This window comes from Halomonas sp. 141, assembly GCF_002810305.1.
Taxonomy (GTDB): Bacteria; Pseudomonadota; Gammaproteobacteria; order Pseudomonadales; family Halomonadaceae; genus Vreelandella; species Vreelandella stevensii.
In genome coordinates this window covers 1-25,326 of the sequence record NZ_PINZ01000012.1, presented here as the reverse complement: position 1 = coordinate 25,326, position 25,326 = coordinate 1, and the positions used below count along the sequence as shown (strand labels likewise).

At 60.4% G+C, this 25,326-nt stretch carries 21 protein-coding genes; 13 read left to right on the top strand and 8 right to left on the bottom strand.

Annotation, left to right across the window (positions count from 1 at the left end):
• The first annotated feature begins 55 nt into the window (after positions 1-55).
• The 3 genes from CWI66_RS07665 (at position 56) to CWI66_RS07655 (ending at position 1,815) form a co-directional block, all read left to right on the top strand.
• Positions 56-520, top strand: a complete 465-nt coding sequence (locus tag CWI66_RS07665) for a hypothetical protein (protein ID WP_016914089.1) — start codon at positions 56-58, stop codon at positions 518-520.
• A 173-nt stretch (positions 521-693) separates the two neighbouring features.
• The gene (locus CWI66_RS07660) at positions 694-1,326 is read left to right on the top strand and encodes a L,D-transpeptidase family protein (protein ID WP_016914088.1); all 633 of its coding nucleotides are present in this window, start codon (positions 694-696) and stop codon (positions 1,324-1,326) included.
• 225 nt (positions 1,327-1,551) lie between these two features.
• A complete protein-coding gene (locus CWI66_RS07655) occupies positions 1,552-1,815 on the top strand; it encodes an Lpp/OprI family alanine-zipper lipoprotein (protein ID WP_016914087.1) in 264 nt (87 codons plus the stop codon).
• Positions 1,816-1,945: 130 nt separating this feature from the next.
• Here the strand turns inward: CWI66_RS07655 and CWI66_RS07650 are convergent, their stop codons facing one another.
• Positions 1,946-3,067: a L,D-transpeptidase family protein gene (locus CWI66_RS07650; RefSeq protein ID WP_100731361.1), complete on the bottom strand. Its 1,122-nt coding sequence runs from the start codon at positions 3,065-3,067 to the stop codon at positions 1,946-1,948.
• A 97-nt stretch (positions 3,068-3,164) separates the two neighbouring features.
• Complete coding sequence (mfd, locus tag CWI66_RS07645; protein ID WP_198517479.1) at positions 3,165-6,614, bottom strand: transcription-repair coupling factor; 3,450 nt, start codon at positions 6,612-6,614, stop codon at positions 3,165-3,167.
• A 245-nt stretch (positions 6,615-6,859) separates the two neighbouring features.
• On the opposite strand from mfd, the gene CWI66_RS07640 reads away from it, so the two are divergent.
• From CWI66_RS07640 to sthA, 9 genes are all read left to right on the top strand, one after another.
• Positions 6,860-8,323, top strand: coding sequence for a glyceraldehyde-3-phosphate dehydrogenase (locus CWI66_RS07640; protein ID WP_100731360.1), 1,464 nt, complete (start codon positions 6,860-6,862; stop codon positions 8,321-8,323).
• Between the two features lie 287 nt (positions 8,324-8,610).
• On the top strand, positions 8,611-9,960 hold the full coding sequence (locus CWI66_RS07635; protein WP_081138942.1) for a Na(+)-translocating NADH-quinone reductase subunit A: 1,350 nt from the start codon (positions 8,611-8,613) through the stop codon (positions 9,958-9,960).
• Positions 9,960-11,186: an NADH:ubiquinone reductase (Na(+)-transporting) subunit B gene (locus tag CWI66_RS07630; RefSeq protein ID WP_081192925.1), complete on the top strand. Its 1,227-nt coding sequence runs from the start codon at positions 9,960-9,962 to the stop codon at positions 11,184-11,186. The genes CWI66_RS07635 and CWI66_RS07630 overlap by 1 nt, the downstream gene beginning before the upstream one ends.
• Entirely contained in the window at positions 11,186-12,001 is an 816-nt protein-coding gene (locus tag CWI66_RS07625; RefSeq protein WP_081192927.1) for a Na(+)-translocating NADH-quinone reductase subunit C, read from the top strand. Before CWI66_RS07630 ends, CWI66_RS07625 begins: the two co-directional genes overlap by 1 nt.
• A gap of 2 nt (positions 12,002-12,003) precedes the next feature.
• Positions 12,004-12,672 carry an NADH:ubiquinone reductase (Na(+)-transporting) subunit D gene (locus tag CWI66_RS07620; RefSeq protein WP_081192929.1) on the top strand — a complete coding sequence of 223 codons (669 nt, stop codon included), beginning with the start codon at positions 12,004-12,006 and terminating at the stop codon, positions 12,670-12,672.
• A 1-nt stretch (position 12,673) separates the two neighbouring features.
• A complete protein-coding gene (gene nqrE, locus CWI66_RS07615) occupies positions 12,674-13,291 on the top strand; it encodes an NADH:ubiquinone reductase (Na(+)-transporting) subunit E (protein WP_039179812.1) in 618 nt (205 codons plus the stop codon).
• Positions 13,292-13,360: 69 nt separating this feature from the next.
• Entirely contained in the window at positions 13,361-14,593 is a 1,233-nt protein-coding gene (gene nqrF, locus CWI66_RS07610; protein ID WP_096922836.1) for an NADH:ubiquinone reductase (Na(+)-transporting) subunit F, read from the top strand.
• Between the two features lie 181 nt (positions 14,594-14,774).
• A complete protein-coding gene (nqrM, locus tag CWI66_RS07605) occupies positions 14,775-15,029 on the top strand; it encodes a (Na+)-NQR maturation NqrM (RefSeq protein WP_081138950.1) in 255 nt (84 codons plus the stop codon).
• 33 nt (positions 15,030-15,062) lie between these two features.
• On the top strand, positions 15,063-16,454 hold the full coding sequence (gene sthA, locus CWI66_RS07600; RefSeq protein WP_016914076.1) for a Si-specific NAD(P)(+) transhydrogenase: 1,392 nt from the start codon (positions 15,063-15,065) through the stop codon (positions 16,452-16,454).
• A 343-nt stretch (positions 16,455-16,797) separates the two neighbouring features.
• On the opposite strand, the gene CWI66_RS07595 is transcribed toward sthA, so the two are convergent.
• From CWI66_RS07595 to leuS, 5 genes are all read right to left on the bottom strand, one after another.
• On the bottom strand, positions 16,798-17,760 hold the full coding sequence (locus CWI66_RS07595) for a PA2778 family cysteine peptidase (RefSeq protein WP_100731359.1): 963 nt from the start codon (positions 17,758-17,760) through the stop codon (positions 16,798-16,800).
• A complete protein-coding gene (locus CWI66_RS07590; protein ID WP_016914074.1) occupies positions 17,738-18,136 on the bottom strand; it encodes a PA2779 family protein in 399 nt (132 codons plus the stop codon). Before CWI66_RS07590 ends, CWI66_RS07595 begins: the two co-directional genes overlap by 23 nt.
• 100 nt (positions 18,137-18,236) lie before the next feature.
• Positions 18,237-19,304: a DNA polymerase III subunit delta gene (gene holA, locus CWI66_RS07585; protein ID WP_100731358.1), complete on the bottom strand. Its 1,068-nt coding sequence runs from the start codon at positions 19,302-19,304 to the stop codon at positions 18,237-18,239.
• Positions 19,301-19,795: an LPS-assembly lipoprotein LptE gene (locus CWI66_RS07580; protein WP_100731357.1), complete on the bottom strand. Its 495-nt coding sequence runs from the start codon at positions 19,793-19,795 to the stop codon at positions 19,301-19,303. Before CWI66_RS07580 ends, holA begins: the two co-directional genes overlap by 4 nt.
• Positions 19,792-22,377, bottom strand: coding sequence for a leucine--tRNA ligase (gene leuS, locus CWI66_RS07575; RefSeq protein WP_100731356.1), 2,586 nt, complete (start codon positions 22,375-22,377; stop codon positions 19,792-19,794). The genes CWI66_RS07580 and leuS overlap by 4 nt, the downstream gene beginning before the upstream one ends.
• 163 nt (positions 22,378-22,540) lie before the next feature.
• On the opposite strand from leuS, the gene CWI66_RS07570 reads away from it, so the two are divergent.
• A complete protein-coding gene (locus tag CWI66_RS07570) occupies positions 22,541-23,059 on the top strand; it encodes a zinc ribbon-containing protein (RefSeq protein ID WP_039179834.1) in 519 nt (172 codons plus the stop codon).
• Between the two features lies 1 nt (position 23,060).
• Here CWI66_RS07570 and CWI66_RS07565 read toward each other — a convergent pair whose 3' ends face one another.
• A complete protein-coding gene (locus CWI66_RS07565; RefSeq protein WP_100731355.1) occupies positions 23,061-24,377 on the bottom strand; it encodes a hypothetical protein in 1,317 nt (438 codons plus the stop codon).
• Between the last annotated feature and the right edge of the window lie 949 nt (positions 24,378-25,326).

Here is a 25,326-nt window from a genome sequence, read left to right as displayed (position 1 = left end):
AAAAATTGCCGATCATGACCATGCTATGGAGTACGTTACTCAACAGGAGGCAAGGATGCGATACAACCAGGTGAAGGATCTCATGGAGTGGGCCGCCGGTTACCACGCGCGCATGGCGCGCCAGTACAGTGCCGCGGCCGATGCCGCCGAGCACGAGCGTCTTGCCATGGCGCTCAACTACCTCGCCAGCAGCGAGTTGACCATGAAGTCTGGGCTCGAAGCGCTGTTTCATGATGGGTCGGATCAGCGTGAAGTGCTGGAGCTATGGTTCGACGAATCGGGTGACTTCCCTCAGCCTCCGCTGCTGGAGGCGCTGGCCGAGCAGGACGTGGCCGGATCGCTGGACGAGCTGACCGCCACGGCGGTGGAGTCACATCATCAGCTTCAGCGTCTCTATGAACATCGTGCATCGCGGGCCAAGGTGGCGCCAGAAGAGACGTTCTTCACGACCCTGGCCCAAGGGCATGCCGCCGAAGCGCGCAAGCTGGTGGCCAGCCTGCAGGAGCTGGAAGGCGTCTGACAGGGTGTTACGTTGAAGCACAGTTGGCGGTTGAGATAGCAGGCATTTTGGGCGTTTATTGAAGAGTCGATACGCTGACAAAAGCCGCATGAATAGGGTATAACAGTACCCATCCATGCGTTATTGGCCAGCCGTGCCTTGCCTTTCGCGCTGACCCATTTTCGAGAGCAACAATGATGCCTGTAAACCGTCGCCGATTTTTGGCGCTGGCACTGGGCTGGCCTGTAGTGGCCAGTGCAGCGGCTACCAGTGCCCTGCCTGATTACGAGCCTACCGATCTGGTCGCCACCTTGCTGGCCAGAGCAGACGTGCCCCGTCACAGCAACGAGGTGTGGGTGCTGGTAGACGACAAGGAAGCGACGCTTAGCGTGTTTCGCGGCCATGCCCTGGTAGAGCGATTTGCGCCGGTATCGCTCGGCCGTGGCGGCGCCAGGACCCACCGTATACGCGGCGGTAACGTGACGCCGCTGGGTGAGTTTAGAATTAATCGATTTAATTTCGAAAGCCAGTGGCATATCTTCATTGGTATCGATTATCCTACGCCACCTCACGCGCGCATGGCGCTCGAAAAAGGCATCTACTCCCAGGCGGACTACGAGGCCTATTTCGACCACTATCGCCGTTACGGCTCCCCACCGCAGGATACCGCGCTGGGGGGAGCCATTGGGATTCACGGCATTGGCCGAGGAGACCCCGATATCCATGGCAACTTCCACTGGACCCAAGGGTGTGTGGCAGTGACCAATGAGCAAATCGAGCGGGTTGCCGAGCTAGTAGGAGTTGGCACACGCGTGGTGATCCGCTAGGCTTATGTTGTTGAAGGAAGTTCCAGGTTTTTGGACACGCGACTATAGACAACCGCTGTGGTCTATTATAAAACAGCGTTTGACTTGCGTACCCTACGGGTAACCCTGGTACAAGTCGGTGAAAAGAACCTGCATCGCAGGTAGACAAATCTAAGCTAATAATTTAGCTTTATTTTTTGTCATACCCTTAAACGTAGTACCCAAGGAAGACTCAAGGAGAACATCATGACTCTTAAGACTGCTCTGAAAATGACCGCCGCTGCCGCTTCTCTGGCAATCCTGGCTGGCTGTGCTTCTACCAGCGCTCTGGAAGAAGTTCGCATGACTGCTGAATCTGCACAGGCTGACGCTGCAGAAGCTCGCAGCATGGCTTCACAGGCTCTGAACACTGCAAACCAGGCTCAGCGCGACGCGCAAGCTGCCCTGCAGATGTCTGAGCAGAACCGTGAAGAAATGAACCGCATGTTCCAGCGTTCCATGCAGAAGTAATTCTGCCTGGGCCGTCAGGTTCGTCAAGAACCCAACGGCTGCTGTTGGATGTGAAAAAACCCCGCCATCTGGCGGGGTTTTTTTGCGTGATCAGCAGAGGGCTGGGCCGTCAGAGACGGCCCGTGAGGCGTTAAGCGTCGCCTTCGATGCGAACCACGGTAGACAGCTCGATATCCCCCAGGATGCCTTCCAGCTGAGGCTGCTGGGCTTCGGGCTGTGGCTCTTCAGCGGCGGCTTGCGGGCCGTAGAGCGCAACGAAGCGACCGTCAGGCTCGGCGATGGCACGCTGGATCTGGGCTTCGTCGATATCCACCTGGTCTTCCACCAGGGCGTTCAAACGCTCCATGGCCTCGCGCAGGGGCTCGGAGCCTTCGACGTTCTCCTCCAGCTGTGGGTACGACTGCACGAACAGCGTGCCGTCAGCCGCCCAGCCTGCCTTGAAGGGAGCATCCATCAGGTTGACCTGAGTGCCGCTGGGCAGACGCTCGTAGAGCGACTCGATATCTTCCGGGTACATGCGAATGCAGCCACGGCTGGCACGCATGCCGACGCCGTCAGGGCGATTGGTGCCGTGGATCAGGTAGCTCGGCATGGCCAGCAGGATGGCGTGTCGACCCAGCGGGTTATCAGGGCCAGGCGGCACGATGGCCGGGGCGGGCTCGCCACGGGCGGCGGCTTCACGGCGCATGGAGGCGGGTGGTGCCCAAGCGGGGTCCTTGACCTTGACGGTGGTGCGGGTAATGCCGACCGGGGTGGCGAAACCGTCACGACCGACGCTGACCGGGTAGGTCTCTACGATGCCGGGGTTGTTGGCCGGATAGTAGTACAGGCGCAGTTCCGACAGGTTCACCACCACTCCTTCACGCGGCGCGGGGGGCAGGATGTACTGGGCGGGAATGACGATTTCCGTGCCTTCGCCGGGTACCCACATGCTGACGCCAGGGTTCGCCATGCGGATCTCTTCGTAGCCTATGTTGTGGCGACGAGCGATGTCGATCAGGGTGTCTTCGGGGTTGTCCACCGTTACCGTGTAGTACTCACCGATGATGTCACCCTGCTCGGGCAGGCGAAAATGCCCGCGTGGCAGTTCCTGGCGTGCCTCGGCGACCTGTTCGGCACCGGCAGTGGCTTCACTGCTGACCGCAGCCTGCTCTGAAGCAGGCTGGGCATAAGCAGGGCCGGTCAAGCTGGCGGCCAGCAGGACCGCCAGACTGGTGGGGCCCCAACGGTTGATGATCTTGCGAGTCTTCATGGTCGTTCCTAATCAAGTATGCACTGCAGAGACGCCTGGCGGTGGTTGGCCATGCGTTGGCAGGGTTGTCTGCTTAATGACAAGTTTGCCCCAAGGTTCACGCCTTCGCTACTTTTTGATTAAGGGTGTTTAACAGTGTTTCAACCTTCTCAAAGCGTTGTTCGGCGGTTTCCATCGTAAATTCAAATCGTAAGGTATCGGAGCCGTCCAGGCGGTAGTGCTGCGGGGAGGTCTGGATCAGCGTCACCAGGGTCAATGGGTCGACCTGGGTAGAGCCGTCGAACAGTACTCGGCCCCGGGATTCACCGGCCTCGATGCGGGCAATGCCGAGCTGTTCGGCGCGCTGGCGCAGCCGCGTCTGGCGAATCAGGTTCTTCAGCGGCTGGGGCAGTAGGCCGAAGCGGTCGATCAGCTCCACCTGCAGCTCTTTGAGTTCACCATCCGATTGGGTATTGGCAATGCGCTTGTACATCACCAGGCGCTGCTGCACGTCGTGCAGATAGTCGTCGGGGATCAGCGCGGGCAAGTTGAGGCTGATTTCCACGCCGGTGTTGAAGGGGGCGTCGATGTTGGGCGTCTTGCCTGCCCGAATGGCCTTCACGGCGCGGTCGAGCATCTCCATATAGAGTGAGTAGCCGATGGTTTCCATCTGGCCGCTCTGCTCGTCGCCCAGCAGCTCCCCGGCACCGCGAATTTCCATGTCGTGGCTGGCCAGGGTGAAGCCCGCGCCCAGGTCGTCGGAGGCGCTGATGGCTTCCAGGCGCTTGACCGCATCCCGGGTCATTGCCTTCGGCGAGGGCGTGAGCAGATAGGCGTAGGCCTGGTGGTGGCTGCGGCCCACGCGCCCCCGCAGCTGGTGCAGCTGGGCCAGGCCGAACTTGTCGGCCCGCTCGATCAGAATGGTGTTGGCGCTCGGCACGTCGATGCCGGTTTCGATGATGGTCGAACATACCAGCACGTTGAAGCGCCGATGATAAAAGTCGGACATCACGCGTTCCAGGCTACGCTCCGGCAGCTGGCCGTGGGCCACCGCCACTCGCGCTTCCGGCACCAGCTCGCGAATCTGTTCGGCGGCGTTTTCGATGGTCTTGACTTCGTTGTGCAGGAAGTAGACCTGGCCGCCGCGCAGAATTTCCCGCAGCAGGGCCTCCTTGATCACGCTGTCGTCGCGCTGCTGGACGAAGGTTTTGACCGACAGGCGCCGGGCGGGTGGCGTCGCGATGATGGAGAGGTCGCGAATGCCGCTCATCGCCATGTTCAACGTTCTCGGGATGGGCGTGGCGGTCAGCGTGAGAATGTCGATCTCGGCCCGCAGGGTCTTGAGCTTCTCCTTTTGGGCGACGCCAAAACGGTGCTCTTCATCGATGATCAGTAGCCCCATTTTGGGCAGCTCGACGCTCTTGGACAGCAGCTTGTGGGTGCCGATAACGATATCGGTCTGCCCGCTCTTGATGCTCTCCAGGGTCTGGGTCATCTCTTTGCCGCCGGTAAAGCGCGAGATCAGGCTGATGTTCACCGCCGTGTCGGCAAAGCGGTCACGGAAGTTTTCGAAATGCTGGCGTGCCAGCAGGGTAGTGGGCACCAGGACCACCACCTGCCTGCCCGACTGCACAGCCAGGAACGCTGCGCGCATGGCGACTTCGGTCTTGCCGAAGCCCACGTCGCCGCACACCACGCGGTCCATGGGCTGGGGCGATACCATGTCGCTGATCACCGCTTCGATGGCGGCCTGCTGGTCGGGTGTCTCCTCGAAGGGGAAGCTGGCCGCGAAGCGCACGTACTCTTCGCCGGGGGCTTCGTAGACCACCCCTTGCTGGGCCTCGCGCCGGGCGTAGATGTCGAGCAGTTCGGCGGCGGTGTCGCGAATCTTTTCGGCGGCCTTGCGGCGGGCCTTCTCCCACTGGTCGGAGCCCAGCTTGTGCAGCGGTGCCAGCTCGTCGTCGGCACCGCTGTAGCGAGAAATCAGGTGCAGGCTGTCCACCGGCACGTACAGCTTGGCGCCATCGGCATAGGAGAGCGCCAGAAACTCGTTGGCCTGGCCCCCGGCTTCCAGGGTTTCCAGGCCCAGATAGCGGCCCACCCCGTGGGCCTGGTGGACCACCGGCGCCCCCTCGCGGAGTTCTGACAGATGACGCACGGCCAGTTCGTTGTCATCGGTGGCTTTCTCGCGGCGGCGGCTCTGTCGTACCACGTCGCCGAACAGCTCGGTTTCACTGATCACCGCCAGGTCGGGCGTTTCCAGCCACAGGCCGCTGGCCACCAGGCTTTCGGTGATGGCCAGCGGCTGGTCACCTTTCAGGAAGGCGTGGAAGTTCTCCACGCGGGGTAGCGAGAGCTTGAGCGGCGCCAGCACTTCCTCCAGTGCTTCTCGGCGACCACGAGATTCCGCCACGAACAGCAGGCGCGTACCGGGTTGCGCCGCCATGAAGCTTGCCAGCTCGGCCAGCGGCTGTTTGGCTCGCGCATTGATGGCCAGCGAGGGCAGGGCACGGGCCTGGGGTGCCAGCGCATGGCGCTGCTGCTCGTCCTCGGTGAACTCCACTCTGGGCCGTGCCTTGATGGCGGCAAACACGTCGCTGACCGGAAAGAACGCACGATGGGGCGGCAGTAGGGGGCGTGTCGGGTCGACGCCCAGATTGACGTAGCGCGCTTCGATGGCCTGCCAGTGCTGTTCGGCGGCAGCGAAGACGCCCGGCAGCAGGGCGATCCGGGTGTCATCTGTCACGTGGTCGAACAGCGACGCGGTTTCGTCGAAGAACAGCGGCAGGTACTGCTCCAGTCCCGGTGAAGGAATGGCCTTCAGAGCGTCGTTGTAGAGCGGGCACTGGCGCGGGTCGACGTCGAACAGGGTCTCGAACTGCTCGCGGAAGCAGGCAATGGCGCTGCGGCTCAGCGAGTACTCGTGGGCGGGCAGCAGTTCGATGCCGTCGATTTTGTCGGTAGAGCGCTGGCTGCCTGGGTCGAAGTGGCGCAGGGTGTCGATCTCGTCATCGAACAGGTCGATACGAATCGGCTCGTCCATGCCCATGGCGAACAGGTCGATGATGGCTCCGCGCATGGCGTATTCGCCCGGCTCGTAGACCGTTTCCACCGCGCGATAGCCCGCCCGTGAAAGCGATTCGCGGAAGGTTTCCCGGTCGAGCCTGGCGCCGGACTGCAGGGTCATGACGCGGCCTGCAATGTAAGACACCGGTGGCAAGCGCTGCATCAGCGTATTGATGGGCACCAGCACGATGCCGCGCGCGCCGTCCTGCAGCTGCCTCAGCGTGCGCAGGCGGGCGGAGATAATATCCTGGTGCGGTGAAAAACTGTCGTAAGGCAATGTTTCCCAGTCGGGGAACGGCAGCACCGGCACGCTGCTGTAAAAGGCCAGATCCTGCTCCAGGCGCTGGGCGCTGGCGGTATTGGGTGTAATGACCAGCAGTGGTGCGCTGGCCGCCACCTGGGCCAGTGCCAGCGCAGTGGCGCTGCCCGGCGGCGCTTTCAGGTAGAGCGTATCGCGTATCCCTTGCGGCTGAGGCGGTTCGAGCAGAGAAAAAGAGGTCATGGAGTCGGCTTCGTTTTGCGCTGGAACGGAACCAGAATCATACACGAACGACACTTTTACGCAGCGCCTTTCGGCCCGTGGGTCGGGCGGGGTCGTCATCGCGCGTTGCATCATTGGTGTTTGTAGTCAATGCCCTATTTCTGTAATACCCCTACATCCTGTGCGACTATCCACTCATTGCGGCCACGCCGCTGGCTCCGGATAATGCCCCCTGAAAATCCCCTTCACTACCCATGAGGCCGCCCGTGAGTCAGCAAACTCTCGACAACGTTTTTCAGGATTGGCAGAACAACGAAGCTCTGGCCGAGCAAATGATCCCGCTGGTCGGGAAGCTGTATCGCCAGAACAACGTTGTCGCCACCATGTTCGGACGTTCTCTGATCAAGCGGTCGGTTATTCGGATTCTTAAAGACCATCGTTTCGTGCGCAAGATCGAGGGCACCGAGCTGTCCGTGGAAGACACCTTCCCGATCGTTCAGGCCATGAGCGAGATGAACCTGGGTCCGGCCCACGTCGATGTGGGCAAGCTGGCGGTGATGTTCAAGCGCCAGGGCGGCGGTGACCTGAACGCTTTCCTGCGCGGCGAGCTGAGCGATATCATCGATGGCTACCAGCCGGGTGCCAGCACCGGTGAGCCCCAGGACGTGGTGCTTTACGGGTTTGGCCGTATCGGTCGCCTGCTGGCCCGTGTCATGGTCGAAAAAGCCGGTGGCGGCAACCTGTTGCGTTTGCGTGCCATCGTGGTGCGTGGCCGTGGCGACGTGGGCAAGGACCTCGAGAAGCGCGCCAGCCTGCTGCGTCGTGATTCTGTCCATGGGCCCTTCGATGGCACCATCACGGTAGACGCCGAAGCGCGTACGCTGACCATCAATGGTAACGTGGTTCAGGTGATCTACGCCGATTCGCCCAGCGAGATCGACTATACCGCTTACGATATCCATAACGCCGTGGTGGTGGACAATACCGGGATCTGGCGTGACGAAGCAGGCCTGGGCCAGCACCTGGAGTGCAAGGGCGCGGCCAAGGCGCTGCTCACGGCGCCGGGCAAAGGCGATATCAAGAACGTCGTGTTTGGCATCAACCACGAAACCATCGGCGAAAGCGACCGCATCGTGTCGGCGGCGTCGTGCACTACCAACGCCATCGTGCCGGTGTTGAAAGTGCTCAACGATGAGTTCGGTGTGGTGACCGGCCATGTGGAAACCGTGCATGCCTACACCAATGACCAGAACCTGATCGACAACTACCACAAGGGCGATCGTCGCGGACGCAGCGCTGCCCTGAACATGGTATTGACCGAAACCGGTGCGGCCAAGGCCGTCGCCAAGGCGCTGCCCGAGCTGGAAGGCAAGCTGACCGGCAATGCCATCCGCGTGCCTACGCCCAACGTCTCCATGGCGATTCTGAATCTGACCCTGGAGAAGGGCACCGATGCAGTGGCGCTTAACGACTACCTGCGTCGTATGTCCATCGATTCGTCCTATCAGAAGCAGATCGACTTCGTCGACTCTGCGGAGGTGGTCTCGTCGGATTTCGTCGGCAACCGTCATGCCGGTATCGTGGACGCCAAGGCGACCATCGCCAACGGCACCCATGCCGTGGTCTACGTTTGGTACGACAACGAATTCGGCTACAGCTGCCAGGTCATCCGCATTCTTCAGCACATGTCCAACGTGCAGTTCCTGAAACTGCCGCGTCAGGCCAGCTGAGCGATCGGGGAGGGTGTTCGACTAATGCAGCATTATTAGATGAAACACCATGCCTTTCAAGCGCCACCTTCGGGTGGCGTTTTTGTATATAGCACTTTCGGAGGCGGTCAGGGATGTGGTCATTGGCCGCGCTTATCTTTATAATACGATGGATTTTTTCGGGGTGGTTCAAGCTTGCTTGGGCCGGACTGGTAACAATCTGAACAGAAAACAAGAATTCGCTGAGCAGAAATTAAGCAATCGAACCCCTTACCTTCGTATATCCGATCCATCAACTGGGCGAGACTATGATCGAAGTCAAAAAAGGCCTGGATCTCCCCATCACGGGAGCGCCTGAGCAGCGTATTGAAGATGCGCAGCTTGTGCGCCATGTGGCAATCCTGGGCACCGACTACGTTGGCATGAAGCCAACGATGGAAGTTCAGGCAGGGGATAAGGTCAAACTAGGCCAGCTGCTCTTCACCGACAAGAAAGTCGACGGCGTGCGCTTCACCGCACCCGCCGCTGGTGAAGTGGTCGCTATCAACCGTGGCGAAAAACGTCGTTTGCTGTCTGTGGTCATAAAAGTCGATGAAAATGAAGAAGCGATGACATTCGCTTCTCATGATCGTGGTACTTTAGGACAGCTGGATCGTCAGACCGTTGTCGACCAACTGGTCGAGTCGGGTCTCTGGACTGCCTTGCGCACCCGTCCCTTCTCGCGCACGCCTGCCATCGACAGCGTTCCTGCCGATATCTTTGTCACCGCCGTGGATACTCATCCGCTCAGCGCTGACCCGGCACTCATCATCAATGAGAACTCCCAGGCATTCGAAGACGGCCTCAAGGTGCTAACCCGCCTGACCGAGGGCAACGTTTTTCTGTGCACGGGTGCCAACGCATCACTGCCCGGCAGCGATGTCAGCGGCGTCAAGACCGAAAGCTTTGCCGGGCCGCACCCTGCGGGTCTGGTCGGCACGCACATTCACTACCTGTCGCCTGTCGCGCTGCACAAGAAAGTGTGGCACATCGGTTATCAGGACGTGATCGCGTTCGGCAAACTGTTCGTGGAAGGCAAGCTGGACGTCTCCCGCATCGTCGCGGTGGGCGGCCCACGCGCTGAGAAACCTCGTCTGCTGCGCACCCGTGTGGGCGCCAGTACCCAGGAACTCCTGGCAGGCGAAGTGATTCAGCCCGAGGACACTCGCGTCATCTCCGGTTCGGTATTTTCAGGCTTTGCCGCCGAGGGCAATATCACTTATCTGGGTCGCTTCCATAATCAGATCAGCTTGTTGGAAGAGGGTAACAAGCGCACCTTCATGGGATGGCTCTCGCTGGGTGCGAACCGTCACTCCATCATGGGCATCTATCTGTCCAGGTTCAAAGGCCTGAGCAACTACGCGCCGACCACTTCCACCAATGGCTCCGAGCGTGCCATGGTGCCGGTGGGCAACTACGAGCGCGTCATGCCGTTGGATATCATGCCGACGCAGCTGCTGCGTTCGCTGATTGTGGGCGACATTGAGGTTGCCATGCAGCTCGGGTGTCTGGAGCTGGACGAAGAGGACCTGGCGCTGTGTACCTATGTTTGCCCCGGCAAATACGAGTACGGCCCCATCCTGCGTGACAATCTCACCATGATCGAGAAAGAGGCCTGATGATGGGTATTCGACAAACACTCGATAATCTCGAGCCGCATTTCCACAAGGGTGGCAAGTACGAGAAGTTCTATCCGCTGTACGAAGCGGTAGACACCATCTTCTACACCCCCCCGAGTGTCGCCAAGACCACTGCCCACGTTCGTGACGGCGTCGACCTGAAACGCATCATGATCACCGTGTGGATGTGTACTTTCCCGGCCATGTTCTTCGGTATGTGGAGCGCTGGCTGGCAAGCCAATACCGCCATCGAAGCAGGCTATGCTTCCATGGGCGGCTGGCGCGAAGCGATCATGATGACCCTGGCGGGTGGCCATGATCCGGGTAGTCTGTGGGCCAACTTTGTCCTCGGTGCCACCTACTTCCTGCCCATCTATCTGGTGACCTTCGCGGTCGGCGGTTTCTGGGAAGTCCTGTTCGCGGTCAAGCGTGGCCACGAAGTCAACGAAGGCTTCTTCGTCACTTCCGTACTGTTCGCACTGATCCTCCCGGCGACCATCCCGCTCTGGCAGGTGGCCCTGGGTATCACCTTCGGTGTGGTGATCGGCAAGGAAATCTTCGGCGGTACTGGCAAGAACTTCCTGAACCCCGCGTTGACTGGTCGTGCCTTCCTCTACTTTGCTTACCCGGCGCAGATTTCCGGCGACGCAGTATGGGTGGCCGCCGATGGCTACTCGGGAGCCACCGCGCTTTCTGTGGCCTTCCAGGACGGTATGACGGCATTGACCAACTCCCTTAGCTGGTGGGACGCATTCCTGGGCTTTATGCCCGGCTCGGTAGGTGAGGTCTCGGCGCTGGCCATCTTTATCGGTGGTGCGGTATTACTGTGGACCGGTGTTGCATCGTGGCGAATCATGCTTGGGGTGTTCCTGGGTATGGTAGTGACCAGCACACTGTTCAACCTGATTGGCTCCGAGACTAACCCGATGTTCGCCATGCCGTGGTACTGGCACCTTGTGATTGGCGGCTTCGCGTTTGGTATGGTGTTTATGGCAACGGACCCTGTGTCTGCTTCCATGACCAACCAGGGGCGTTTGGTGTTTGGCGCGCTAATCGGTGTGATGACGGTGCTGATCCGCGTGGTGAACCCGGCATTCCCGGAAGGCATCATGCTGGCCATCCTGTTTGCCAACCTGTTCGCACCGCTGATTGACCACATGTTCGTCCAGGCCAATGTCAAGCGCCGTCTCAAGCGTACTGGCACACCGGCCGAGGAGACTGCCTAATGGCACAAGGTAACAACTCCATCAAGAAAGTACTGATCGTAGCGTTTTCGCTGTGCATCGTGTGCTCGGTCATCGTTTCGACGGCGGCCGTGGCACTGCGCCCTGCGCAGCAGCTCAATCAGGAACTCGACCGTAAGACCAATATCCTGCGCGTTGCCAATCTTTACGAAAGGGGCATGGACGTCGAAGCCGCTTTCCGTGAAGTAACACCACGCGTGGTCAACCTCGAAACGGGCGAGTACTCGGATCAGCACGATCCCGAGACCTTCGACGGCTTCGAAGCTCGTCGTGATCCGGCGGCCTCGCGCACTCTGTCAGGTCAGCGTGACCCGGCAGGCTTGTCGCGGGTCGAAAATTACGCCACCGTTTACCTGGTGGGCGACCCGGACAGCCCCGAGCAGATCATTCTGCCCATCCGTGGCCAGGGCCTGTGGGGCCTGATGCGCGGCTTCCTGTCGGTCGAAGGTGACGGTAATACCATCGTCGGTATCACCTACTTCGAGCACAGTGAAACGCCAGGGCTGGGTGCCGAGGTCAACAACCCCCGTTGGCAGGCTCAGTGGGAAGGCAAGCAGATCTTCGACGAAGAGGGTGATATGGTACCGGCTATCCGTGTCGTGAAGGGTAGTGGTAGCGGTGACCATGAAGTCGACGGCCTGTCGGGTGCCACCCTGACCGCTAACGGTGTTAACAACATGCTGCAGTTCTGGCTGAGCCCGGAAGGCTTCGGTGAATACCTGGCCAAGTTCCGCAGCGGCGTTGACCAGGAAGACGTTCAGGACGCTGACGTCGAACTCGAAGCGGAAGGAGCTTGATCATGGCGGACGTAAATGCAAAAAGCGTCTTGACGGCGCCGATCTTCAAGAATAACCCGATTGCCCTGCAGATCCTCGGTATCTGTTCTGCGCTGGCGGTGACCACCAGCATGAGCGTATCGCTGGTCATGGCCCTGGCGGTAATCTTCGTAACGGCTTTCTCGAACCTGTTCGTATCGTTGATTCGGAACCACATTCCGTCCTCGATCCGTATCATCGTTCAGATGACGATCATCGCCTCGTTGGTTATCGTGGTCGATCAGATTCTGAAAGCCTACGCCTACGAAATGTCCAAGCAGCTGTCGGTCTTCGTCGGTCTGATCATCACCAACTGTATCGTCATGGGACGTGCAGAAGGTTTTGCCATGACCAACTCTCCCGGCATGTCCTTCCTGGACGGTATCGGTAACGGCCTGGGCTACGGTTTCGTTCTGATGGTCGTTGGCTTCTTCCGTGAACTGCTGGGTGCGGGCAGCATCTTTGGCTTCACCGTACTGCCCACCGTGCAAAACGGCGGCTGGTACGTGCCGAACGGTCTGCTGCTGTTGCCGCCGTCTGCCTTCTTCATCATCGGTCTGTTGATCTGGGCAATTCGTGCCTACAACCCCGAGCAGGTAGAAGAGAACGAGTTCAAGATGAAGCACAACACCAAGCCGAAGGAGGCTGTGTAACATGGAACACTATCTAAGCCTTTTCGTTGCTTCGGTTTTCGTCGAGAACCTGGCGCTGGCTTTCTTCCTCGGTATGTGTACCTTCCTGGCGGTTTCCAAGAAGGTCTCGGCGGCATTCGGTCTGGGCATCGCGGTCATCGTGGTACTGACCATTGCCGTACCGGTGAACAACCTGGTATTCAACCTGCTGCTGGCAGAGGGCGCACTGACCTGGACGGGTATCAGCGGTGCAGAGAACATCGATCTCTCGTTCCTTGGCCTGCTGAGCTACATCGGCGTTATTGCTGCGCTGGTGCAGATCCTGGAGATGTTCCTGGATAAATACGTACCTGCGCTGTACAACGCGCTGGGCGTATTCCTGCCGCTGATCACCGTAAACTGCGCCATTCTTGGTGGCGTACTGTTCATGGTGGAGCGTAACTACAACTTCGGCGAATCCGTCATGTACGGCTTCGGTTCGGGAGTAGGCTGGGCGCTGGCCATTACCGCGCTGGCCGGTATCCGCGAGAAGCTGAAGTATAGCGACGTGCCTGGCGGTCTGCAGGGTCTAGGCATCACGTTCATCACCGTTGGCTTGATGTCACTGGGCTTCATGTCCTTCTCGGGCATCCAGCTGTAATCGGAGCCGGTTTTCTCGGCAGCCCTGGGCTGCCGAGGTACAGAAAACCTTCAGCAATAGGAAACCGACATGGTTGATACATCTGTCATCTTGCTCGGTGTTGTCATGTTCACGATCATCGTCATCAGCTTGACGGCGATCATTCTGGCAGCGCGAAGCAAGCTAGTGAGTAGCGGGGACGTGACGATCGAAGTCAACGGCGACCCCGAGCACACCCTGAGAACCCAGGCTGGCGGCAAGCTGCTGAACACCCTGGCGGCCAACGGCATCTTCCTGTCGTCTGCCTGTGGTGGCGGCGGTTCTTGCGCCCAGTGCAAATGCCGAGTGGAAGAGGGCGGCGGCTCTATCCTGCCCACCGAAGAATCTCACTTCACCATGCGTGAGAAGAAAGAAGGCTGGCGTCTTTCCTGTCAGGTACCTGTGAAGCAGGACATGAAAGTGGAAGTGCCGGAAGAAGTCTTCGGCGTGAAGAAGTGGGAAACCGAAGTCACCGCCAACCCCAACGTGGCGACCTTCATCAAGGAGCTGAACCTGAAGCTGCCTGAAGGTGAAGAAGTGGCCTTCCGTGCGGGTGGTTACGTGCAGCTGGTGGCACCGCCTTACGATATCAAGTTCTCCGATTTCGACATCGAAGAAGAGTATCGTGGCGACTGGGAAAAATTCGGCCTGTTCGATATTACCCACAAGAACAACGAGGAAGTCATCCGCGCCTACTCCATGGCGAACTATCCGGAAGAGAAAGGCCTCCTCAAGTTCAACATCCGTATCGCCACGCCGCCTCCGGGCAGCAGCCATCCGCCTGGCCTGATGTCTACTTACGTCTTCAACCTGAAGCCGGGTGACAAGGTAACGGTCATGGGTCCGTTTGGTGAGTTCTTCGCCAAGGACACCGACGCGGAAATGGTCTTCATCGGTGGTGGTGCCGGTATGGCCCCGATGCGTAGCCATATCTTCGACCAGCTCAAGCGACTGAAGTCGGACCGCAAGATTTCGTTCTGGTACGGTGCGCGCTCCTGGCGCGAGACCTTCTACAACGAAGAGTACGACCAGTTGGCCGAAGAGTTCCCGAACTTCGAGTGGCATCTGGCGCTGTCCGATCCGCAGCCGGAAGACAACTGGGAAGGCCCGACGGGCTTCATCCACAACGTGCTGTACGAAAACTATCTGAAGGACCACCCGGCGCCTGAAGATTGCGAGTACTACATGTGTGGGCCGCCCATGATGAACGCTTCCGTCATCAAGCTGCTGCTTGATATGGGAGTCGAGCCGGAAAATATCCTGCTGGATGACTTCGGCGGCTAAGGTAGCGCTGACGCGCTCCACAACGGGGCTGACCTTCGGGTCAGCCCCGTTGGCGTTTATGCCTGATCATTTTGTGTTGGCTGAGGTACAATAGGGCCAACTTTCAAGGCACTTATTGGCCCAACCGTGGTCGGCAGGTGTGACCATTCAACGATGCTAGCAACACTGCTGGGAGAACATCATGGCAATCTGGCTACTGGTATTTGGCTTCATGGCGCTGGTAATGACCGCAATGGCGGTGGGCGTACTGATGGGACGCAAGCCCATTGCAGGCTCCTGTGGCGGGCTCAACCAGCTCGGTTTGAAGGATGGCTGCGATATCTGCGGCGGCAAGGACGAAGTATGCGAGGAAGAGAACCGCAAGCGTAGCAGTGCGCGCCGTCGCAGCGACGAGAGCCGCGGTGCCGACCTGGGCTACGATGCCACGCGTCGCTAAGCTCCCGTTTATTTTCAAGGAGAACGAAACCCTATGGCGGTTCATAATTATGATGTCGTGGTCATCGGTACTGGCCCGGCGGGCGAGAGCGCTGCCATCAACGCAGCCAAACATGGCATGCGCGTGGCCATCATCGAAAAGCAAGCGCAGGTAGGGGGCAACTGTACCCACTGGGGCACGATTCCTTCCAAGGCGTTGCGCCATCAGGTCAAGCAGATCATGGCCTTCAACACCAACCGCATGTTCCGCGACATCGGTGAACCCCGCTGGTTCTCGTTTCCCAAAGTGATGGAGCGCTCTCGCGGCACTATCGACAAACAGGTCGAAATGCGCACCACCTTCTATGCGCGTAACCGCATCGACCTGTTCCATGGCGTTGCCCGCTTCAAAGACGAACACACCGTGGTGGTGCGTGACCGTCAGGAAGGCATGGAAGAGCTGGTGGCCAAGAAGATCGTTATTGCCACGGGCTCTCGGCCTTACCGTCCTGCAGACATCAACTTCCGCCACCCGCGCATCTACTGCTCGGATACCATTCTCAGCCTGTCGCATACACCGCGTACCCTGGTGATTTTTGGTGCCGGGGTCATCGGCTGTGAATACGCCTCGATCTTTTCCGGCCTGGGCGTCAAGGTGGACTTGATCAACAACCGCGATAGCCTGCTGTCGTTCCTGGACGACGAGATCAGCGATGCGCTGTCGTATCATCTGCGTAAGCACGGCGTGCTGATTCGTCACAACGAAGAGTACGCCAGCGTCGAAGGCGACGAAGCCGGGGTGGTGGTGCGCCTCAAATCCGGCAAGAAAATCCGCGCCGATGCCTTCCTATGGGCCAACGGCCGCACCGGCAACACCGATAGCCTGGGGCTGGAAAACATCGGCCTGGAGGCCAACGGTCGCGGCCAGCTGAGCGTGGATGAACACTACCGCACGGGGATTCCGCATATATATGCCGCAGGCGACGTGATTGGTTGGCCAAGCCTGGCCAGTGCCGCCTACGATCAGGGGCTCAACTCGTGCAACGAGCTGCTGGAGAAGGAGTACCGTTTCGTCAGCGACGTGCCGACCGGTATCTATACCATTCCTGAAATCAGCTCCTTTGGCCCCAACGAGCGCGAGCTGACCGAAGCGAAAGTGCCTTACGAAGTCGGCAAGGCGTTTTTCAAGGATACCGCCCGTGCCCAGATCACCGGCGATACGGTCGGCATGCTGAAGATCCTGTTCCACCAGGACACCCTGGAAATTCTCGGCATCCACTGCTTTGGCGACCAGGCATCGGAGATCCTGCACATCGGCATGGCCATCATGCAGCAGGAGGGCAAGGCCAATACGCTCAAGTACTTCGTCAACACCACCTTCAATTACCCCACCATGGCAGAAGCCTACCGAGTGGCGGCACAAAACGGTCTGAACCGGGTGTTCTAAGCGGTCAGGGCGGGCCTTCCTGAAAAGGGTGGCCCCACCGATCAGCTTCGGTAGGAGGCCGCTTTAGCGGGCGAATGGCGCCGTCAGGCGCCCTGGCCAGGCCCCCATCGCGAGCTGAAGCTCCCTCCCACGGGTGCGTTTCAGGCTTCACCGTCGCGAGCTGAAGCTCCCTCCCACGAGTGCATTTCAGGCTTCACGCTTCTGTGGGAGGCCGCTTCAGCGGGCGAATGGCGCCGTCAGGCGCCCTGGTCAAGCCACTGTCGCGAGCTGAAGCTCCCTCCCACAAGTGCATTTCAGCACCGTCGCGAGTTGAAGCTTCCTCTCACGGCTCTTCAGGGCGACGCTATAGCGTTTCCAAAAGCTGTCTAGCCCGGGGCTGCCATTCGCCTTCAAGGGAAGCGGCTTGGGTAAGCGATGCTCGGGCGTCTGCAAGGCGCGCTTGTTGGAATTGTAAAATGGCCAGGTTAAGCCATGCTGCACCCATCTCCGGGTCGAGGCTCGTGGCCGTCTCGAAGGCGGCCAGGGCGGCTTCGGGCTGGCCATCGGCATACAGCGCATTGCCCAGCGCAAATTGCCCTGTAGGGTTTTGCGGGAAGCGTTCACTGAATGCCTGCCAACTGCTCAGCGTTTTCTCTGATCCGTGCTGCTCTTCAAAGGCACTAATGGCCTCTAACGCATTGCGCGCCGTGACACCTTCGGGCAGCGTGCCGGGCTGGCTGACTACGAACCCCCAGCGCTGGCTGCGCGCCCAGGTGGCATCGAAGCGGCTGAACGACAGGCGGTGGCGCTCGATCTCGCCGCTACGCAGCAACAGCGTTTCATCGGGCAGGTCGTAGCCAATGGCCACCGCGTAGTGCCACATGGGGAAGGCGGGCAGCGCCAGGTTCTGCATGACCACCACCGGGTCACCCGCCGCCAGGTGGCCCAGCAGGGCATCCATGGTGGCGCGAATGGGGATCGCCAGCCGTTCCTGGCGACGCACCGTGGCCAGCATTTCCGGTTGCACGCTGCCATCCCGCCCCGGAATGAACACCTGGGGGATCAGTTCGTCGACGCTGGTGTCCACCCCTTCATGGGTCAGCACCATGGCCAGGGTGGCGGGGCCACACTGGTACTCGGTCTGGGCGAAGAACGGCACGTCTTGCAGCTCGGTTTGCGGCGGCAGGTCGCGCTGGGTGCTTTCCAGCAGCACGGGGGCGCGGGCACAGCCACCGAGCAGCAGTACCAACGCTAAAACGCCCGCAGTGCGGGCGTTGAACAAGCGGTGGAGCAGGCCGAGGCGCTTAGCGGGTAAACGGATAGACATCGGTCAACCCGAGAATGTCGGTGATCAGCAGAATGATGAAGACCGCAAACAGGGCTCCGATCACGCCCGCACCGGCCGGCAGTTCTTCCAGCTGTTGGGCCATCTGTTGGGCTTCTGCATCACTCAGCGCCGCCACACGGGCTTCCACGTCGGCGGGGTTCACACCCTGCTTTAGCAGTTGATCCTGCACATCGGCACGGGCGAGGATTTCATTGATACGCTCGCGGTCCGCACCGGCACGGTCGCCTGCTAAAACAGACTGCGTCGATACCAGATCCATACCTTGAGGGGCGGTGGGGGCCGCCACGACGGGCAGGCTGGCCAGCACTAACGCAGCAATCAAAAGGGTCGCGAGGTAAGCACGCACTGTTTTCATCGTCTTCTTCCTTAGACTGGTCGGGGAGCAAGCGTTTTTAGCGCTTGAATCAATAGTATAGAAACAAACATCATGAGATTTAAGGCAAAATGGCAAAGTGCTAATTATTTGCACTAATCCGGTAGGTCCAGGGGGTTTCCGAGAGAATGCCCCGGGCGCCTGCCATGCTCATGGCCAGATCGTGAAGCCCCGCCCAAAGCGGCACCGGCGAGGCGCCTTTCACGGCCAGGTCGAGCCGCTGGGCCATCAGCAACAGCTTGTGCAGCCGCTTCATGGGCAGCCGCTGAATGGCTTTCTGGTACGCCGGGCGGCGCTTGTCGAAAATCATCGGCTTCTGGCTTTTGCAGGCGTGCTCGAAGCTCTGCCCTTGATCCAGATGCTGATGCAGCGAGAGCAGGGTGCGCAGCTCGCGGGTCAGTGCCCACAGCACGATAGGCGCTTCCACGCCTTCGCTTTTCAGGCCGTTGACGATGCGCGAGGCGCGGCTGGGCTCCCCCTTCAGGCAGGCATCCGCCAGGTTGAAGACATCGAAACGCGAGCTGTCTTCCACGCCCTGGGCGATGCTTTCGACCCCCAGGCGGGCCTGGGGCGGGTGCATCAGCGCCAGTTTCTGCAACTCCTGATCGGCGGCCAGCAGGTTGCCTTCGGTACGTTCGCCCAGCAGCCTGGCGGCGTCCAGGTCGAGCTGCAGGCCATGCAGGGCCGCCCGGTCACGCAACCAGTACCCCAGCCGCGAGGCATCGACCGGCCAGACCGGCACGAACAGGCCGTGCTTGTCCAGCGCCTTGAACCAGGCCGACTTCTGCTGTTTGGCATCGACCTTGCCCATGCTGATCAACAGCAGGTCATCGCTGCCCTCCATCAGTTCGGCGTACTGGGCCAGCGCCTTGCTGCCATCCTGCCCTAGTTTGTGGCTGCCCAGGCGCAGCTCCAGCAACTTGTTGGATGCGAACAGCGAGAGGTTGCTGGCCGTTTCCAGCAGCCGCCCCCAGGCAAAATTGGGCTCCACATCGAGCACTTCGCGCTCTTCGATACCGGCCTGGCGCGCCGCTGCACGCACCGCATCGCAGGCATCGCGATGCTGCAACGGCTCGTCTCCCGCCACGATCACCGCCTTGGGCAGCTTCTTGGCCAGGGCCGCAGGCAGCTGGTCGGCAAATACCTTCACCGCAGCGCCTCGAGGTTGGCCAACCGCTCGACGATGCGCTGGGCCAGCTGGCGAGTCAGGGTCTGCTCGGCTTCCTGGAACAGCGACTCGCGGTTCAGCAGGTCGTCATCGCTGACGCGAATCCGCGTGCTGGTACTCAGCGTGGCGTTGTTCAGAGCGTAGGCATTGGTTTCCCGCTGCTGCACCGACAGCGATGTGCTCAGCGTCAGCTCATGCTCACGGCTAGCACGGCCATCGGTCCCGATGCGCCGCTCCTGAAGGGAAGGGGTGCCCAGGGTGACGCGCCAGGGCGCGCCGTTTTCCACCTCAGTGCCCAGCTGCTGCAGGCGGGTGCGCAGCTGTTGGGCGAGGGTGCTGTTGGCATCCCCCTCCAGGGCCAGCGGCGGCAGGCTGGGCATGGAGTCGGTGCCGCGCAGGCGGAACCCGCAGCCGCCCAGCAGCGCCACCGCACAGGCGGCGCTGCCAAGGGTCAGGAAGTGACGTCGATTCATCCGCTCACCACGATGTTGACCAGCTTGCCCGGCACCACGATCACTTTACGCACCGTCTTGCCTTCCAGATGGCGCTGGACGTTGTCGCTCTCCATCGCCAGTTTCTCGATGGCGGCTTTGTCGGCGCTGGCCGGGGCTTCCAGGCGAGCGCGCAGTTTACCGTTCACCTGCACCACCAGCTCGATGCTGTCGCGGGTGAGGGCGGCTTCATCCACCGCTGGCCACGGCGCTTCGATGGCAGGCTGGGTGTGGCCCAGCTGCTGCCACAACGTGTGGCACAGGTGCGGGGTGATCGGGGCCAGCAGCAGTACGCAGGCTTCCAGCGCTTCACGGCTCACCGCCAGGCCCAGCTCAGAGCTGTCGTCGAACTTGGCAACCGCGTTGGAAAGCTCCATCACGGCGGCAATGGCAGTGTTGAAGGTGGTGCGGCGGCCAATGTCGTCGCTGGCTTTCTTGATGGTCTCGTGGGTCTTGCGACGCAGCGCTTTCTGGTCGTCGTTCAGCGCGTCCACGTTCAAGGTGCCGGGGGTGCCCGCCGCCAGATGCTCGGTAACCTGACGCCAGATCCGCTTCAGGAAGCGGTGCGCGCCTTCCACGCCGGAATCGGACCACTCCAGCGACTGCTCGGGCGGGGCGGCAAACATCATGAACAGGCGCACGGTGTCGGCCCCGAACTTGTCGATCATCGACTGAGGATCGACGCCGTTGTTCTTCGACTTGGACATCTTCTCGATGCCGCCCATCTCCACCGGCTGGCCATCGCTCATCAGCACGGCGCTCAGCGGGCGGCCTTTCTCGTCGCGCTGCACTTCCACATCGGCAGGGTTGAACCACTCCTTGCCGCCGTTATCCTTGATGCGGTAGAAGGTTTCGGCGATCACCATGCCCTGGGTAAGCAGCTGCTGGAACGGCTCGTCGGAATCGACCATGCCGAAATCGCGCAGCAGCTTGTGGAAGAAGCGGGCGTAGAGCAGGTGCAGAATGGCGTGCTCGATGCCGCCAATGTAGAGATCCACCGGCAGCCAGTAGTTGGCGCGCTCGTCCAGCATGGCCTCGTGGTTATCCGCACAGCAGAAGCGGGCGAAGTACCAGGAAGACTCCATGAAGGTGTCGAAGGTGTCGGTTTCACGTACCCAGCCGTCGCCCAGCTCGGAGAACTCGGGCATCTTCTTCAGCGGCGAGCCGGAGGCATCCACGGTGACTTCCATGGGCAGGGCCACCGGCAGCTCATCATCGGAGAGCGGCACGGTCTGGCCTTCCGGGCCGTACTTCACCGGAATCGGCGCGCCCCAGTAGCGCTGGCGGGCAATACCCCAGTCGCGCAGGCGGTAGTTGGTTTTCACCTCGCCACGGCCCAGCTCGGCCAGTTTGGCGGCAATGGCATCGAACGCCGCCTGGAACTCCAGGCCGTCGAACTCGCCGGAATTGATCAGCGTGCCGTGCTCGGTGTAAGCGCCTTCGGAGATGTCCGGCGTGTTGCCGTGCTCGTTGGCGACCACCGGCTTCAGCTCGATGCCGTACTTGGTGGCAAACTCCCAGTCGCGCTGGTCGTGGGCGGGAACGGCCATCACCGCGCCGGTGCCGAACTCCATGAGCACGAAGTTGGCCACGAACACCGGCACCTCTTCACCGCTCAGCGGGTGAATGGCTTTATGGCCCGTGGCCATGCCCAGCTTCTCTTTGGTGGCCATTTCCGCTTCGGAGGTACCGCCCTTGGCGCACTCTTCGCAGAACGCGGCGATCTCGCTGCTCTGCTCGGCGGCTTGCTTGGCCAGCGGATGCCCGGCAGCCACGGCCACGTAGGTCACGCCCAGCAGCGTATCGGGGCGGGTGGTGTACACCGCCAGCGGCTCGCAGGCGCTGCCATCGGCGGCTTTGATGTCGAAGCTCAACTCGACGCCGTGGGATTTGCCGATCCAGTTGCGCTGCATGGTCTTGACCTGCTCGGGCCACTCGACGTTATCCAAATCGGCGAGCAGTTCCTCGGCGTAGTCGGTGATCTTCAAGAACCACAGCGGAATCTCTTTACGCTCCACCGGCGCGCCGGAGCGCCAGCCGCAGCCGTCGATGACCTGTTCGTTGGCCAGCACGGTTTGGTCCACCGGGTCCCAGTTCACCGTGGACATCTTCTTGTAGACCAGCCCCTTCTCCACCAGCTTGGTGAAGAACCACTGCTCCCAGCGGTAGTAGCTGGTGTCGCAGGTGGCGAATTCGCGGCTCCAGTCGTAGGCAAACCCCAGTGCTTTCAACTGGTTGCGCATGTAATCGATGTTTTGGTAGGTCCACTTGGCAGGCGGCACCTGATTTTGGATCGCGGCATTTTCCGCCGGCATGCCGAAGGCATCCCACCCCATGGGCTGCATGACATTTTTGCCCTGCATGCGCTGGAAACGTGAGACAACGTCGCCGATAGTGTAATTACGCACGTGGCCCATGTGCAGCTTGCCGCTGGGGTAGGGGAACATGGATAGGCAGTAGAACTTCTCGCGGTTGGCGTCTTCTACGGCTTTGAAGCACTGGTGCTTTTCCCAGTACTGCTGAGCATCACGTTCGATATCACGGGGGCTGTAGTGTGCGTCCATCGGTGTTTTCAAGGCCTTGGGGTCATTCGCCCAAAAAAGGGCGCAAAGTGAATAGTGGATGACGACTGTCAGATAAGTAACGTCGATTGTATCCTATGCCGGTGTATCCTTGAACGGCTAGCCGATGATAGGCAGCACTTGTGGCAACAAAAGGAGAGGACCCATGGAAAAACATAACGATCATCGCCTTCGTGAAGGCTACGAGCGCCTGCTGGAACGCATGCAGGATGGCGCCAACGAACTCACCTGGGAAAACCTGCAAAAGGATTTGGACGACGCCGTTGCCTTTGAAGCCGAACTGGAAGAGTACACCAAAGACGAGCTGGCCCTGCTGCGCGCCTGGGTAGAGCGCGACCTGAAAGACATGCGCTACTACATGGCCGATACCGGCAAGCAGGTAGCCAGCTGGCTGGGCATCGACCTGGACCGGCTTTCCCGCCGCGTGGCAGAGTCGCTGCTTTCTATTGCCGACCGTAGCATTGTCGAGCGGGAGCGCTTCGAAGACGACCTGGAAGCCGCCCGTGCCGACTACTGCGAAGGCGAAATCGCCGCCCCCGGCCTGATGGCCTGCACCCACTGCGACGCCCAGGTGATGCTCAACGAAGTCGCCCGGCTGGAGCCCTGCCACCAGTGTGGCCACCGCTACTTCTACCGCTTCCCCAACAAGATCATCGAAACCTGAGCTACAGGCCCAGCCAGGCGCTCAAGCCTGCTATCGCGCCCAGCGACAGCAGGCTCATGAGCGCCGCATAAGGCAGGTTGTTCTTCATCATCTGGTAGCCACTGACCCCATAACGCCCCTGTAACGAGAGGTTGATACCGGACAGCGGCCCCACGCTGGTACCCACCGCCCAGGCGCTCAACCCCACGAACGCAAACAGGGTTTGCTCCGCACCGCTGAGGTTGAGCACCGAGGCCAGCACCGATACGCCAATGATCGGGTGCAACCCCACCAGCGCGCTCAGGGCAATGGCTGCAAAGCTGACCATGGCCTGGGGCGCTCCAAACCGCGCAAACAGCGTCCAGGCATCGCCTGCCGCTGCGGCCACCAGCGTGGAAAGCCCCACGGTCAGCAAGCCCGCCGCCAGAAACAGCGAAATCTCCCCGCGCATGGCCGGTAACCGTGTGACGGTGTGCTGACGCAAACGGCGCAGGGTAAAGCGCGGCCCCGCAGGCAGGTTGCTCAGCAGCGCCACGCCAGGAATCAGAAAGGTAATGATGCTGACGATGCTCAGCGCAGGCGTCAGCCAAACATGGAACAGCATGACCAGCGCCGCCATGCCCGCAGGCATGAACAGGCTACGCGGCGACAGCGAAAAGCCATCCACCTCGCGCAAATCGAACCGCCGCCGTAGCTCCCAGGTGGTAAACAGCCCCGCCAGCATGGCCAACGGAAACCCCACCACGGCAATCTGCGCGTACTGCACCTCCGGCGCCAGAGCGATGACCACCGCCATGGAGGCAAAAAACGGCGACCACAGCGCCGCGCTACTCAACCCCCGGTTCAACGCCAACAGCTGCGGCGTGGTCAACGGCCCGCGCCGAGCCAGCCGGTCGCCCACCATGAGCACCGTGGAAAGGTTCAGAATGGTGCCCAGAAAATGCACCCCCAGCCAGGTACGCAGCACGCCCGCCGCCCCCGTCAACCGCCTGCCCGGCGCCCGCTTGTTGCCCTGAGTGCCGATCAGGGAAATAAAGCTCACCCCCACCAGCATGGTGGCCACGAACACATTGCCCTGCAGCATGGCAGGCCAACTCACCGCCGCCCCATACACCGTGTGCGCCACCACCAGCATCGCCGCCCCCAGCGCACTCAACACCCCCGCCTGACGCCGCGAACGCCGAGGAATATCCCGCCACAACAACGCCACCGCCGCCCACAGCAGATAGCTCACCGCCTGCGCGGTAGCTACCGCCCCGGTAAAGCCCAAAATCTGCGCCAAAAGCCCCAGCAGCACCAACACCCCCGCCAAGCGCTGCCGCCTCGTCGTCTCTTGCATCGCACACCCTTACTGGTTGAGTTAGCAGGCTAAGCTGCTTTACAAAAGAAGGCCAGCAGCAAGAGCGCGGGAAGAGGTGAGACAGCAAATGCTGGGGATGCACCATGTGAGAGATGAAAGATGAGGGAGATAACAGGTGTGAGAAATGACAGCGGTGCGAGCTGACATATGTGAGAGATCACAGTTGTCAGAGTTGGACGGTGTGGGGAAAAGGCAGGCGTGTCAGATGAGAGATGTGGGAGGACGCTTCAGCGCGCGACGATCAAGCCACCAACCCAACGATAACGCGACCAACAACGATAATTCCACCAACCCCGTAGCGCGGCGTAACGAGCAAAGCGAGGCACCCGCGAAGCACCGCAACACGGTGCCGATCCAGCCACCCAAGCCAATCACAAAGCAAGAGTCCACTTCAGCCGCAAAGATCAACCCACCTAGCCAGCCAACCCCGTAGCGCGGCGTAACGAGCAAAGCGAGGCACCCGCGAAGCACTGCAACGCAGTGCCGATCCAGCCACCCAAGCTGAGAAAAATTTTCGCCAGATAGGTGACCTAAGCAGATTTTATGCATAGAGTATGATTTAACAGGCAAAACGAGCGGGCACGATAATAGGGGATATGTAGCCTGATCTAATGGAGTGTTTTTTAAAATCAATAGGTTAGGTGGTTTTTTGGGGCTGTATAACATCAATGACTGTGATCGCTCAGTTATTGGGGTTATGTAGCGGGCTATATAACCACTGTTATGTGTTTTCAGGGAGGTAACATAGTGGCATTTTCAGAACACGAAAAGCAGGTTTTGCTTCAACCTGAATCCGTGAGACCGGCCCTCGGAAGCACTTCTAACCCACTGACCTGCATGGCAATATAGCCATTATCGCCATTCACCCAGACAGTGCCATGCCCAACATAAAGTTCCGCGCCAGTCGCCGCACCCTCACCAGCCACGC